Origin of the sequence: Clostridium moutaii (assembly GCF_041205085.1) — a bacterium.
GTDB classification, from domain to species: domain Bacteria; phylum Bacillota; class Clostridia; order Clostridiales; family Clostridiaceae; genus Clostridium_B; species Clostridium_B moutaii.
In genome coordinates this window covers 1-13,482 of record NZ_JBGEWD010000027.1, presented here as the reverse complement: position 1 = coordinate 13,482, position 13,482 = coordinate 1, and the positions used below count along the sequence as shown (strand labels likewise).

Genomic DNA, 13,482 nt, shown 5'->3' with positions numbered 1-13,482 from the left:
ATATTTTGAAATTATTTTATGTGAATAAATTTTTTTGATTTATGTAATATTTATTAATATAAGATACTATATACAATTATAGGAACAAATAATTTTGGAGGAGAAATATTGAAAAGAAGGCTTATAAAGAAAATATTTATGGTATCTGTATTATTGTTTATAGCTGTTGGAGTATCTTTATTTACTAATTACAGGTATAAGGGAACTTTTACAATACTAAACAAAAAATTGCCTATTTATTCTGTTGATACAAAAGAAAAAAAAGTGGCTATGACTTTTGATGTAAGCCTGGGGGAAAATGATTATACTGAAAAAATATTGGATTTATTGGATAAGTATAATATTAAAGCCACATTTTTTGTAGTAGGTGATTGGGTGGATAAAAATCCTGATAAACTGAAAGAAATATATAAAAGGGGACACGAAATAGGAAATCATTCCAATAGACATCCTAATATGACCAACATATCCCAGGAAAAGATTATTGAGGATATAAATATAAATGAAGCTAAAATAAGAAATATAATAGGAACAGGCACCAAGCTGTTTAGATGTCCCGAGGGAGCTTATAATGACAAGGTAATAGATCTGGTAGAGGGTTCAGGATATTATTGCATCCAATGGAATGTAGATAGTATAGATTGGAAAGAACAAGGTGAAGACATTGAATATACAAGGATAATGAAGAATATAAAACCGGGCTCAATATTATTATTTCACAATAGTGCCAAGTATACGCCGGAAAATTTACCTAAGATAATAAAAAACTTAAAGGAAAAGGGATATAAATTTGTTAAGGTAGGGGATTTAATTTATAAAAATAATTATAAGTTGGATCATGCCGGAAAGCAAATAAGTAATTAATATATCTTATATTATAGCAGTTATTGAAAAATACAATAAATATGTATTATAATGTCAGTGAGGTAAAACTATTAGTAAATGAATAATTGGTATAAAAAATTATATCCTGTTAAAAATAATTTTAGATTATATATTTTTGCAGGAGGTAATAAGTTATGAAGGCTATAGAAATTATTGAAAGCAGTGATGATTTTAAAAATCATTTGATAAATCTATTGAATCTAACGGATTTACAGTATAGTGTTCTTACAAATAAAAGTAATGAAAAAATAACAAAATACATGATATTGAATTCTATGAATGAAAAACATGATATTTTGAATGGACGATATTGTTTTATAAATATGGACTTGATAGATGGGAAAAGTAATGATTTGAAAATACATGGTTATATTATAACCTACGGATTAGGGAGCAAAAATACAGTTACCATATCCAGTCTAGATTATAATAGTGGATTTGTATATTGCCTTCAAAGAGATATTGTACAAAATGGTAAGAAAATAATTGAATCTCAGGAAATTCCAATCAACATGGTAATAAATGATATTGATGAGCTGTATGCAGCCATGATAGCTATAACTCTAGGGTTAATGGAAGATAAATATATGTATGTATTGCTTAAAAATAGAATATTTAAGGTTTTAAGCTAAATATTTAAATATTCGTAAGTATATTTTTGTTTTATAATGAATAGTTATATGGTAATGAGATATTTAAAACTAAGGGAAAGAGGGGTTTATGATGGACAATTTAATGTTAAATAATAAGATTTATCTTGAAGGCAGAGTAGTTTCAGAATTAAAATTCAGTCATGAAATGTATGGAGAGGGTTTCTATACCTTTAATATTGAGGTTTCCAGGTTAAGTGAAAGTAAGGATGTACTGTTTATTACAATTTCAGAAAGACTTATAGGAGGGATGAATATTAGTCCGGGAATGGATATTATAGTAGAAGGACAATTGAGATCATACAATAAATTTGTAGATGGAGCAAATAGATTAATATTAACCGTATTTGCAAGAAATATAAGCTTATGTAAAGAAAAAAGTAAAAATCCAAATCAAATTTTCCTCGATGGTTTCATATGTAAAGAGCCGGTTTATAGGACAACTCCTTTTGGAAGGGAGATTTCTGATATGCTGTTAGCCGTAAATAGAGCGTATAATAAATCTGACTACATACCTACTATTGCCTGGGGAAGAAATTCTAGATTTTGTAAATCATTAAAAGTCAGTGATAATATAAGAATTTGGGGAAGATTACAGAGCAGAGAGTACCAGAAGAAAGTATCCGATACAGAAACTATAAAAAAAGTAGCTTATGAAGTTTCAATATCTAAAATGGAAAAAGTAAATAAAAATAATGATAATGAAGAATATGAGGAAAAAGTTTTTGATGAAGATGAAGAAAATTTTCAAGAGGTAAAAAAGGAACAGGGAAACAATTTGGGAGGAAACATAGAGGATAAACGTATATCTTAGATATATTATATAAATAATAACTGATATTTCAGCGGATAAAATAAGATTTTTTAAATCTTATTTTATCCGCTTGGTTTTATATTATTTTATTTTCTATAAAGCTTTATTTTCTTAAATCTGCTAAAATTTCAGTTTTATTTTTAGTACTGTCATCTACTCTTTTTATTATTTTTGCAGGAGTACCGGCAGCTACAACCCCTGAGGGAATGTCTTCTATTACTACTGAGCCGGCAGCAATAACTGCACCTTTTCCTATTTTCACACCTTCTAGAATTACCGAATTGGCACCTATCAGTACATCATCACCTATTTCGCAGGGTGATTTGCTAGGTGGTTCCAAAACTCCGGCTACTACAGCTCCAGCACCTAAATGAACGTTCTTCCCTATTTTACCTCTGGCACCTACAACTGCATTCATGTCTATCATAGCACCTTCACCTATTTCAGCCCCTATGTTTACCACCGCACCCATCATTATAACTGCATTTTTCCCTATTTTAACTTTATCACGTATTATTGCACCAGGTTCAATTCTGGCATCTATATTTATTAAATCTATAAGTGGAATAGCTGAATTCCTTCTGTCTTGTTCCATTCTGAAATGATGAATCTTATCTTTATTTTTATTTAAAAATTTGGATATTTCATTGCCCTCACCAAAGAGGATATGAAAATTGCCATTACTGTAATCTTCTATATTTCCTAAACTGCATTTTGATATATCTCCTTGAACGTATACTTTAACAGGAGTTGATTTTTTAGCTTCTTTTATATATTTGGCTATTTGGTAGGGATCCGTCAGATCATATTTTGATTCCATGTTAAATCATCCTTTCTTTTGTATGTATATATAATAATCTTTCGCATTTATAAAGATATTTTTAATTTTTTAAACAATTATAACATATAAGTTTTTTAAAATCCATAAACTGATTTTAAAGATCTTTTTCAGCATTTTTAAGTATTTCACCTATTTGCTCATGGGTAAATATATAGGACTTATTACAAAAATTACATTTTAGTTCTTCTGACTTACCTTCGTTATAGATCTCTTCCAGATCCTTGGAGCCTATGCTTATAAAAGCTTTTTCAACTCTTTCTCTGGAGCAGTCACATTGATAGGAAGGGGTCAGTTCATCCAATATTTTTAAATCCATATCATTGAAGATATCATCCAATACTTCATAAATATCCTTTTTGTTGTCTATCATAGTGGATATGGGTGGCATTTCCTGTAATCTGTAGGTCAATAAATCCGATAAACCGCTATCTGCCCCAGGCATCATTTGAATTATAAATCCACCAGAAGATTTTATGCTCAGATCTACATTTACCAAAACTCCCAGTGCTACAGCGGATGGGGTTTGTTCCGAAACTGTAAAATAGTAAGCCAGATCATCTCCTATTTCTCCAGTTTGTATGGGGACCTGACTGGAATAAGGTTCTTTTAGTCCCATGTCCCTTGTAACAGTTAAATTTCCATTTGTACCTATGATTCCACCCACATCCAACTTGCCCTTATTATTAGGTGGCAGATTTGCCATAGGATTTCCAATATATCCTTTTACATGTGCATCTGCATAGGAGGTTACTATTATTCCATGTGCATCTCCACCTCCTGATATTCTTAAAGTCAAACTGTCAGCCTGAGATTTTAACATTGCCCCCATAAGGCTTCCAGCAGTTAACATTCTTCCCAGAGCTGCAGCTGCAGTAGGATAGCATTTGTGAATTTTAACAGCTTTATTTACTAGATTTGTAGTAGAAGATGCTATTATTCTAATATTGTTGTCCTTAGCTGTAGCCCGTACTAATTTATCTTCCATATCTAAATTCATCTCCTTATGTGCTAACAAGTTATTTAGTGTGTTTATTTACTACATAAACTATTCTTTCAGAAGTATCGGTTACATTTTTATCCTGATAATTGTCAAATTTCCCTATGATATTCAGTCCGCAATTTTTTAAAGCATATTCTATGGTTTTACATTTATAAGCCCTTTCTCTATGGTGTTCGTCAAATCTCCTATATACATCTTTGCATTTTATAAAAAATGTAAGATACATGTCCACAATTTCATCCTCCAAATAATTTTCCCATATGTAAGTTATTTTTTCATCATCATAAGTGTAAGTGTTATTACTTAGTATACTGGTAATCTTATAATAGGAATTTATGTCAAATATAAATATTCCATTGGAATTCAGATGGTTGAATACACCCCTGAAATAATTTTCCAAGCTTTTTTCCTCTAATAAATAGTTTGTAGAGTCAAGACAACAGGTTATTAGATCAAATTGCCTGTTCAATTTTAACTTGCTTATGTCTTCACATATTAAATTTATTTTTAATCTTTTGTTTCTCAGTTTCTCATCCGCCTCAGAGAGCATTTCATTAGATAAGTCCACCGCCCAGCTGTTTTGAAAATGGGGTGCTATTTTTTCTGTCATATTGCCTGTTCCACAAGCCAAATCCAAATAATCTTGTTTTTTTACATTCAAAATCTGACACAGGTTTAAAATTTTTAAACACCAAGTACCATAGTCAATATCTTCATTTATTAGATCATCATATATATGTGCAAATCTTTTATAGCAGTTCATCTATATCTCCGTTACAATTTTGTATTTAACGGCTTTTGCTCCTTCCTCTACGGTATTTTATATTTATAACTGTAGAAATATAAAGTTTTTGTTTTCATAAGTTAATAATATATTCTTTAGAATTAAGTTAATGTGTTCTTTTAGACATCTCATTATTTAATAAGGTTTCATTTTTGGGGATTTTCAATTCTTTTTTCCTTTTAGTCATAATACCGCCAATTCTTCCTGTTTCTTCAGCTGTTAAGCTACTCCATCCGTAAAGATCAACTTTTTCTTTTAATCCTAAATCTTCCGCAATCTCATATTTTAGCTTTTCTCTCAGCTTCTCCGCATCTGTGAGTTCTCTGTTCGCTTTTAGTTTTGCTTTTATTATTTTTTTTAGCGGTGTTCTTGCCATTAATACCACCCTCCCACTTTTACTATAAATTATTTTTACCTCAAAAGCGAGATTTATACATAATTAAAATCGTTTGTTGAAAAAATAGTTCCCAACTATATTATAATTATAATATATATTTAGAACATTATATATACCTATACTATATTTTTATAAGCATTCTAATGGCTGAATAAGAAATATTCTCAATGTTTATCTACTAAATCCTTAAATTTGCAATTGAGTATCAGTGGTTTATTTATAAAGCAAAAGAAAAAACTTATTGACCATATATTAATTTATTGCTACAATTATGAATAAATTATATAAAGTATTTCACATGGGAAAGCTCAACTATACCCAAGGATCACTTGATTAGGTAAAATAAGAGAAGGGAGGATATGTATGAATATAGATGATTATGTCATAGAAAAGGCCAGAAGGGCTAGTTTAGCAGCCAGAATGTTATCAAATGCAGGTACTGAGGTGAAAAACAGGGCATTACTGTCTATGGCGGAAAAGGTAAAGAGAGATAAAGGAGATATTTTAAGGGCCAATGAAGCGGATTTGAAAAATGCAAAAAAATCAGGAAAAAACAATGCATTTATTGACAGGTTATCTCTGGATGAAAAGAGAATAAATTCTATGGCGGATGGTCTTGAGAAAGTGGCTTCCCTTCCTGATCCCATAGGAGAGGGTATAAAAATGTGGAAGAGGCCTAATGATTTGCATATTGAAAAGGTGAGAGTTCCTCTGGGAACAATAGGAATAATATATGAAGCCAGGCCAAATGTAACAGTAGATGCTTCGGCACTATGCCTTAAAAGCGGAAATTCAGTTATTTTAAGAGGAGGAAAAGAAGCTATTAATTCCAACTCAGCTATATATAACATTATAAATAAGGCTGCCATTGGAGCAGGTCTTCCGGAAGGTTCTATGGAATTTATTGACGTTACTGAAAGAAAGGCAGTAGAAGTTTTGATGAAACTAAATAGATATGTAGATGTTTTAATACCAAGAGGTGGTAACGGGCTTATAAGTTCTGTTGTAGAAAACTCTACTGTACCTGTAATTAAAACAGGATCTGGAAATTGTCATGTATATGTGGATTCTGATGCAGATTTAAATATGGCAGAAGATATAGTTGTAAATGCTAAAACTCAAAGACCAGCAGTTTGCAATGCTATGGAAACATTGCTTGTTCATAAAGATATAGCCGAAAAGCTTTTACCTCATTTGGGGGATACCTTGAAAAAATTGAATGTTCAAATAAGAGGATGCAGTAAAACACAAGAATTGATTCCCAATATAAAATTGGCCACTGAGGAAGATTATGCAAAGGAATTTTTGGATTTGATTTTAGCTGTAAAAGTAGTTGATTCTCTAGATGAAGCTATAGATCACATTTATAAATATGGTACAAAACATTCTGAATCCATAATAACCAATAATTATGCTTCATCTCAAAGATTTTTAAGAGAAGTTGATGCAGCAGCTGTATATGTAAATGCCTCCACTAGGTTTACTGATGGTGGAGAATTCGGATTTGGTGCAGAAATAGGTATAAGTACTCAAAAGCTTCATGCCAGGGGTCCTATGGGATTGAGTGAGTTGACAACTGCTAAATATATGATCTATGGAGAGGGCCAGATACGAGAGTAAATATTATTTTAGAAAATGAAGTGCTTTTTCAAATTAAACTTCTGGATATTATTTAATAATATCCAGAAGTTTAATTTATAATATGAATAGTTCAATTTATGATATAATGCAGCTTTAATTATGGTGTTTTGAAACTTATGAGTTTATAATTAAGATAATACATTTAAAGAGAGGAGTGTTTTTCTGTGAGATTTATAGAATTGAGAAGTGATACTGCAACTGAACCCACTCAAGCTATGAGAGATGCCATGTATAAAGCCAAGGTTGGAGATGATGTATACGGTGATGATCCAACTATGAGGGAACTGGAGGAATATGCACCTAAACTTGTAGGTAAGGAAGCAGCATTGTTTGTGCCAAGTGGTACTTTTGGAAATCAGCTTTCCCTGTTTACTCACTGTAAAAGAGGATCGGAAGTAATACTTGGAAACGATTGCCATATTGTAGTTCATGAGGTAGGTGCGGCATCTGTTATTGCAGGAGTTCAACTTAGAACTTTGAGAACTAATGGCGGAGAAATGGATCCTGATGAAGTGAAAAAGACAATAAGATCTGAGGAAGATATACATTATCCGGAAACCAACCTCATATGTATGGAAAATGCTTATTCTGATGGAAAGGTACTTTCTTTAAAAAATATGGGAGAAATCTACCACGCTGCTAAGGAGTATAATATACCAGTTCATCTTGATGGCGCTAGGGTGTTTAATGCTGCCTCCTATCTGGGAGTGGATGTAAGGGAAATAACAAAGTACTGTGATTCTGTAATGTTTTGTTTGTCAAAAGGATTATGTGCACCAGTAGGTTCTATGCTGGCCGGGTCCAGAGGGTTTATTAAAAAAGCCAGAAAGTGCAGGAAACTTATGGGAGGCGGATTAAGGCAGGCAGGTTTTCTGGCAGCAGCTGGGCTTGTAGCTTTGAAAGATATGGTTGGCAGATTAGGTGAAGATCACGAAAATGCTCTTCTCCTTGGAGAAGAGCTGGCGAAAATACCTGGTATAAAAGTCAATATGGAGGACATTCAAATAAATATGGTTTTTTTCGATATGTCTGAAACAGGTTATGACAGCAATAAATTGGTTGACGAATTTTATAAAAATGGAATTAAAATAAATCCTGAAGAAGGTGGAAAGATGAGGTTCGTAACTAACTATTGGGTTAAAAGGCAAGATATATCTTATATTGTGGATACTTTAAAGAAAATATTGTTTGAAAATATTACATAAGGACTGTTCTCGTAGGTACAATATATCAATAAAACTTTTGATCGTAAGAGGTGTATGTAAAATGGCAGGAATAAAATACAAAATAGAGGAAAATGAAGGAGTACTTTCTGAATCTGCAAAAGGGTGGAAAAAGGAGTTGAATTTAATTAGTTGGAATGACAGAGAAGTCAAATACGATATAAGGGATTGGGCACCAGAACATGATAAAATGGGAAAGGGAGTGACTTTAACCCGGGGAGAATTAAAAGAGCTCAGGAATATATTAAATAATATGAATTTGTAAAATGAGGTACTAATTTATGAAATGCAAATTTTTATGGGGAATTTTTATAATTCTATTTATAATGAGTACTACAGGATGCAGCAGGGATCAAATGGTAAAAGAAGGTGTAAATGAGTATATAAATGCTTGGACAAAATGCAACTACATATTAATGTATAGCAATATAAGTGATGAAAGCAAGTCTGAAATTTCAGAAAAAAAATTTGTAAACCGGTATAGTAATATTTACAGTGGGATAGAGGCAAAAAATATAAGTGTAAATATTGACAATAGTAAAGATATAAAATATGAAGATGGAACTGCGAAAGTCCCTGTTAAAGTGGATATGAATACAGCAGCTGGAAACTTGCATTTTTTAAACACAATAACTTTAAAAAAAGAAAATAAAACTTGGAAGGTAATGTGGGATTCCAAGGCCATATTTCCGCAGCTAAATGAAGAAGATAAAGTTAGGGTGGATACTGTAAAGGGTAAAAGAGGAACCATTTATGATAGAAATGGCAGTCCTATAGCAGAAGATGGAAATGCAGCTCAAGTTGGCATTATTCCTGGTGATCTTGATGACAATGGGGAAAAGACAAAAACAGATTTGGCAGCTCTCCTAAATATGTCAAAGGATGATATAGACAAGAAGCTTTCAGCTTCCTATGTAAAAAAAGATATGTTTGTGCCTATAAAGGTCATACCGGAAGATGATGAAAGACTCAATGTTCTGGAAAAGATTTCAGGAGTGAGTATAAAAGATATTGGGGAAAGGGTATACCCGTTAAAGAATGCTGCCGCCCACCTAACAGGGTATGTACGTAAAGTTACAGCAGAGGATTTAAAATCAAATAACAATTATGGAGCTGATGATATAATTGGTGAGTCCGGATTGGAAAAAATATATGATAATGTTTTAAAAGCAGAAAATGGATACGATATATATATCATAGACGGAAACGGAAAGAGGAAAAGCACAATTATAAGGAAAAAGGTGCACAATGGTAAGGACATAAAACTTACAATAGATTCTAAAATTCAGAGCCTGCTCTATGACCAATTAAAGGAAGATGCAGGTACTGGGGTTAGTATGAATCCAAAAACTGGTGAGGTTTTGGCTCTCGTGAGCACTCCTTCTTTTGACCCTAATGATTTTATTATGGGCATGTCAAGTGATGTTTGGAAAAGTTTAAATGAAGATAAGAGAAAACCTTTTTATAATCGCTTTCAGAGCAATGTAGTGCCGGGCTCTGTCTTTAAACCGGTTACGGCAGCTATAGGACTGAAGACCAATAAATTAAATCCACAGTTATCTAAGAATATTTCAGGAACTAAATGGCAAAAAGACAGCAGCTGGGGAAACTATTATGTCACTAGAGTGGAGGATTATGGTCAGCCAAGTGATCTTTTAAATGCCCTTATTTATTCAGATAACATATATTTTGCAGAAACTGCATTGGATATTGGAAAAGATAATATGGAAGCTGAGCTTAAAAATTTTGGAATTGGTGAAAAAATACCTTTTGAATATGGATTGTCAAAATCTCAATTTGGAGCAGATGGACATATAAAAAATGAAATTCAACTGGCAGACAGCGGATATGGACAGGGAGAAATACTATTAAATCCAGTTCATTTAATGGCCATCTATGATTCTTTCGTAAATGATGGTAATATTATAAAACCTTATCTATTATATAAACATAATGCAAAGGCAGAAATATGGAAGAAAAATGTGTATTCAAAAGAAATAGCAAATGTTATTTTAAATGATTTAGTACAGGTGGTGCAGAATCCTAAAGGAACGGGACATGGAGCCTATATACCAGGGATAACTCTGGCGGGAAAGACAGGTACGGCGGAAATAAAGTCTTCCCAGCAGGATATTACAGGTACAGAAGTAGGTTGGTTTGCTGCAGTAAATGTTGATAATCCAAATCTTCTTGTGGTGGCCATGGTGGAGAATGCAAAGGATAAAGGTGGAAGTCAGTATGTTGTACCAATAGTAAAAACCGTTTTTCAAGAAGTGATGAATGGAATATAAGTAGTGGATAGTATACAGGATTGAAAGTAGACTTTAAATTTTTTTATTCTGGGGGGATTTTATATGAAAAGCTTAACTATTAAATCAAAAATTAATCTTTTGGTGATAATTATAATGTTGATTTTAAGTACAGCTATTTTGACATCGGTATACTATAATTTAAGTAAAATAACCATTAATAGTTATTCAAATCAACTTAAGTCAAATTCTGCAATGGCTTTAAAATTATTAAATGAAAAATACAGCGGTTCCTGGCAGAATAAAAATGGAAAACTGTATAAGGGAAATAAACTTATAAGCGGAAATACTGGATTTGTAGATGAGATAAATAAAGAAACAGGAGATCATGTTACTATATTTTTAAATGACACCAGAGTGTCTACAACTATAGTAAAAGATGGCAAAAGAGCTATAAATACAAAGGCATCAGCTCAGGTGTCAAATAAAGTATTAGAATTAGGGCAGAATTACCAGGGAGAGGCAGAAATATTAAATGAGCCCTATGAAGTAATATACAGTCCCATAAAAAGCAATGATGGAAATAACATAGGCATGTTTTTCGTTGGTATAAACAAAAGTGTACTGAGAAGCCAAATATACACTACCTTTGCAAGTATAGGCATTATCGTAGTCCTAATACTTGCATTGGCAATTGTAGTGGTAAATATTTTTATAACAAAGATAATAAGTGTAATGCTTTATTCGTCAAAACATGTAAGTGTAATGTCAAAAGGAGATTTTACAAAAAATGTGCCTGATAAATATTTGAATTACAAGGATGAAGGGGGAGTGCTTGTAAAAGGTATAAGCAATATGCAGAAATCCCTCAATAATTTGTTATTTGAAATTAAAAATAAATTTAACTTTATAATCGGTGAGTATGACAATTTGGTTTTGACTTCCAAGGAACTTATGGACTCATCAGGTAATGTATCAGATACTATAAGTCAGGTGGCTTCCGCAAATACAAGTCAGGCTCAGCAATTAATTGGTGTAAATGAAGTGCTGGATTCTTTTAGCAATGAATTAGCAGTAATAATTAAAGAAATAAATGATATAGATAAAAGTTCTAGTAAAATCAATGGGATGGCACAGGAAAATAGCAAGCAGCTGCCTAAAACAATAAAATCCATAGAAACAATAAGTTCATCTTTTAAAGAGTTTCAAAACAGTATTACTGAGTTCAGCAGTAATGTTGTCAAAATAAATGATATAACGGATATAATAGACAATGTTTCTGATCAGACAAATCTTCTGGCACTAAATGCAGCTATAGAGGCAGCTAGGGCAGGGGAAGCTGGAAAGGGATTCGCAGTTGTAGCAGATGAGGTGAGAAAATTGGCCTCTCAGACTAAGGATTCATCTACGGGAATAAACAGTCTGGTTAAACTGGTTTCTGAAAAAATAGGAAATATAGTAAAACAAAGTTCCCTGCTGGAGGAAGAAATTTCAAGTCAAACCCAATCCATAAATATTTCCCTGGAGGCTTTTTCAAATATTGCAGCTGCTGTCGAAAACATGGTGCCTAAGATTAAAAATATGAATGTCTCCATAGATAATTTAGAAAAAAACAAGAACAAAATAGTTAGCACCTCAGAGGAAAACTCAGCTACTGCAGAAGAGATATCCGCATCAACAGAAGAGATATCTGCATCCAGTACTGAAATGAGCAAATCCGCTGATGAAGTTTATAATTCTATAGAAAATCTTAGAAATACAGTAGAGGAACTGAAAAAGAATATAGAAAAATTTAAAATTACAGATGACAAGACCATCTAAATCAGTCCTTAATTAGAACCTAAGAGTTCTTTAATGTGATTAATTAGGACAATGTTATTGACTTATTTTTTTTATAGCAGTATATTTATGTATAAACATTTAAAATTTTGGGGCATATAAAAGTAGATTGTTTTATTTTAGTTTTAGACTATTTACTTTTAAGATGATTTTAAAGGGAGGGCTTTTTTATGTCAAAATCATATGTATTTTATCAAGGAAAAATTGTAGATGAAAGTGAAGTAACAATAAGTATAAGATCAAAGGCATTCAACTATGGGTTAGGATGTTTTGAAGGTATAAGAGCTTATTGGGATGATGATGAAAAACAGCTATATGGATTTAGGTTGAAGGATCATTATATAAGATTGCTTCAATCTGCAAAATCTCTGAATTTAAATATTCCATATAGTGTAGATCAGTTGTGTGAATTTACTGTTGAATTATTGAAGAAAAATCAATTTAAACAGACTACGTACATAAGGCCTGTCATATTTGATGGAGGAACAAATATAAATCCTACTCTTTCAGATTCAGAACCTAAATTACTTATATATTGTCAGCCTATGGGTAAATTTGCAGGCAAAGAGGAATTAAGTGTGTGTATATCTTCATGGAGAAGGCTGGAAGATAGTATGCTACCTCCGAGGACCAAGCCAACTGCAGCTTATTTGAATTCTGCATTAGCATCTTTAGAGGCAAACCAAAGTGGGTATGATGAAGCTATGTTTTTAACTTCAGATGGACATGTCTGTGAAGGGCCGGGAGAAAATATTTTTATTGTTAAAAAAGGACAATTGATTACACCTCCACCTTCTGATAATGTATTGGAAGGTATAACTAGGGATCTTGTTATGAGACTTGGCAAGGAGGAACTTGGAATTGAAGTTGTGGAGAGAAGTATTGCAAGAACAGAGCTCTATGCTTCAGATGAAATATTTTTCAGTGGAACTGCTATGGAAGTTACTCCAATAGTAAAAGTGGATAATAGACCTGTAGGTACAGGAAAACAGGGAAAGGTTTATAAAAAGATTAAGGAACTTTTCTTTGGACTTACAACAGGAAAAAATCCTAAATATGCAAGTTACTGTACACCTGTTTATTAATAATATAGTATAAAAAGAGAGGAATTTTAAAATGATATGACCCCAATAAGTTAGACTTTATTGCGTAGTAGTTT

At 32.2% G+C, this 13,482-nt stretch carries 13 protein-coding genes; 9 read left to right on the top strand and 4 right to left on the bottom strand.

Going from position 1 to position 13,482, the window contains the following annotated elements:
* Positions 1–108 precede the first annotated feature (108 nt).
* From pdaB to AB8U03_RS17050, 3 genes are all read left to right on the top strand, one after another.
* Positions 109–864, top strand: a complete 756-nt coding sequence (gene pdaB / locus AB8U03_RS17060) for a polysaccharide deacetylase family sporulation protein PdaB (RefSeq protein ID WP_369705756.1) — start codon at positions 109–111, stop codon at positions 862–864.
* Between the two features lie 155 nt (positions 865–1,019).
* Positions 1,020–1,517, top strand: coding sequence for a hypothetical protein (locus AB8U03_RS17055; RefSeq protein ID WP_369705755.1), 498 nt, complete (start codon positions 1,020–1,022; stop codon positions 1,515–1,517).
* Positions 1,518–1,608: 91 nt separating this feature from the next.
* A complete protein-coding gene (locus tag AB8U03_RS17050) occupies positions 1,609–2,349 on the top strand; it encodes a single-stranded DNA-binding protein (RefSeq protein ID WP_369705767.1) in 741 nt (246 codons plus the stop codon).
* 103 nt (positions 2,350–2,452) lie between these two features.
* Here AB8U03_RS17050 and dapD read toward each other — a convergent pair whose 3' ends face one another.
* From dapD to AB8U03_RS17030, 4 genes are all read right to left on the bottom strand, one after another.
* Entirely contained in the window at positions 2,453–3,169 is a 717-nt protein-coding gene (dapD, locus tag AB8U03_RS17045; RefSeq protein WP_369705754.1) for a 2,3,4,5-tetrahydropyridine-2,6-dicarboxylate N-acetyltransferase, read from the bottom strand.
* Between the two features lie 115 nt (positions 3,170–3,284).
* Entirely contained in the window at positions 3,285–4,175 is an 891-nt protein-coding gene (hslO, locus tag AB8U03_RS17040; protein ID WP_369705753.1) for an Hsp33 family molecular chaperone HslO, read from the bottom strand.
* Positions 4,176–4,206: 31 nt separating this feature from the next.
* Positions 4,207–4,953, bottom strand: coding sequence for a class I SAM-dependent DNA methyltransferase (locus AB8U03_RS17035; protein ID WP_369705752.1), 747 nt, complete (start codon positions 4,951–4,953; stop codon positions 4,207–4,209).
* A 127-nt stretch (positions 4,954–5,080) separates the two neighbouring features.
* Entirely contained in the window at positions 5,081–5,350 is a 270-nt protein-coding gene (locus tag AB8U03_RS17030; RefSeq protein WP_369705751.1) for a small, acid-soluble spore protein, alpha/beta type, read from the bottom strand.
* A 384-nt stretch (positions 5,351–5,734) separates the two neighbouring features.
* Here AB8U03_RS17030 and AB8U03_RS17025 point away from each other — a divergent pair, with 384 nt between their 5' ends.
* From AB8U03_RS17025 to AB8U03_RS17000, 6 genes are all read left to right on the top strand, one after another.
* Entirely contained in the window at positions 5,735–6,991 is a 1,257-nt protein-coding gene (locus tag AB8U03_RS17025) for a glutamate-5-semialdehyde dehydrogenase (protein WP_369705750.1), read from the top strand.
* Positions 6,992–7,176: 185 nt separating this feature from the next.
* On the top strand, positions 7,177–8,217 hold the full coding sequence (gene ltaE / locus AB8U03_RS17020; protein WP_369705749.1) for a low-specificity L-threonine aldolase: 1,041 nt from the start codon (positions 7,177–7,179) through the stop codon (positions 8,215–8,217).
* Between the two features lie 61 nt (positions 8,218–8,278).
* Entirely contained in the window at positions 8,279–8,500 is a 222-nt protein-coding gene (locus AB8U03_RS17015) for a YdbC family protein (protein WP_369705748.1), read from the top strand.
* A gap of 16 nt (positions 8,501–8,516) precedes the next feature.
* The gene (locus AB8U03_RS17010; RefSeq protein WP_369705747.1) at positions 8,517–10,526 is read left to right on the top strand and encodes a penicillin-binding transpeptidase domain-containing protein; all 2,010 of its coding nucleotides are present in this window, start codon (positions 8,517–8,519) and stop codon (positions 10,524–10,526) included.
* Positions 10,527–10,589: 63 nt separating this feature from the next.
* Positions 10,590–12,305: a methyl-accepting chemotaxis protein gene (locus tag AB8U03_RS17005; protein WP_369705746.1), complete on the top strand. Its 1,716-nt coding sequence runs from the start codon at positions 10,590–10,592 to the stop codon at positions 12,303–12,305.
* A 188-nt stretch (positions 12,306–12,493) separates the two neighbouring features.
* On the top strand, positions 12,494–13,408 hold the full coding sequence (locus tag AB8U03_RS17000) for a branched-chain amino acid transaminase (RefSeq protein WP_369705745.1): 915 nt from the start codon (positions 12,494–12,496) through the stop codon (positions 13,406–13,408).
* Positions 13,409–13,482: the final 74 nt, after the last annotated feature.

Excerpts from the sequence above, each read along its gene's own strand:
- AB8U03_RS17055 (WP_369705755.1), top strand. The coding sequence starts at position 1,020 with ATGAAGGCTATAGAAATTATTGAAAGCAGTGATGATTTTAAAAATCAT.
- AB8U03_RS17050 (WP_369705767.1), top strand. The coding sequence starts at position 1,609 with ATGGACAATTTAATGTTAAATAATAAGATTTATCTTGAAGGCAGAGTA.
- dapD (WP_369705754.1), bottom strand. The coding sequence starts at position 3,169 with ATGGAATCAAAATATGATCTGACGGATCCCTACCAAATAGCCAAATAT.
- hslO (WP_369705753.1), bottom strand. The coding sequence starts at position 4,175 with ATGGAAGATAAATTAGTACGGGCTACAGCTAAGGACAACAATATTAGA.
- AB8U03_RS17035 (WP_369705752.1), bottom strand. The coding sequence starts at position 4,953 with ATGAACTGCTATAAAAGATTTGCACATATATATGATGATCTAATAAAT.
- AB8U03_RS17030 (WP_369705751.1), bottom strand. The coding sequence starts at position 5,350 with ATGGCAAGAACACCGCTAAAAAAAATAATAAAAGCAAAACTAAAAGCG.
- AB8U03_RS17025 (WP_369705750.1), top strand. The coding sequence starts at position 5,735 with ATGAATATAGATGATTATGTCATAGAAAAGGCCAGAAGGGCTAGTTTA.
- AB8U03_RS17015 (WP_369705748.1), top strand. The coding sequence starts at position 8,279 with ATGGCAGGAATAAAATACAAAATAGAGGAAAATGAAGGAGTACTTTCT.
- AB8U03_RS17010 (WP_369705747.1), top strand. The coding sequence starts at position 8,517 with ATGAAATGCAAATTTTTATGGGGAATTTTTATAATTCTATTTATAATG.
- AB8U03_RS17005 (WP_369705746.1), top strand. The coding sequence starts at position 10,590 with ATGAAAAGCTTAACTATTAAATCAAAAATTAATCTTTTGGTGATAATT.
- AB8U03_RS17000 (WP_369705745.1), top strand. The coding sequence starts at position 12,494 with ATGTCAAAATCATATGTATTTTATCAAGGAAAAATTGTAGATGAAAGT.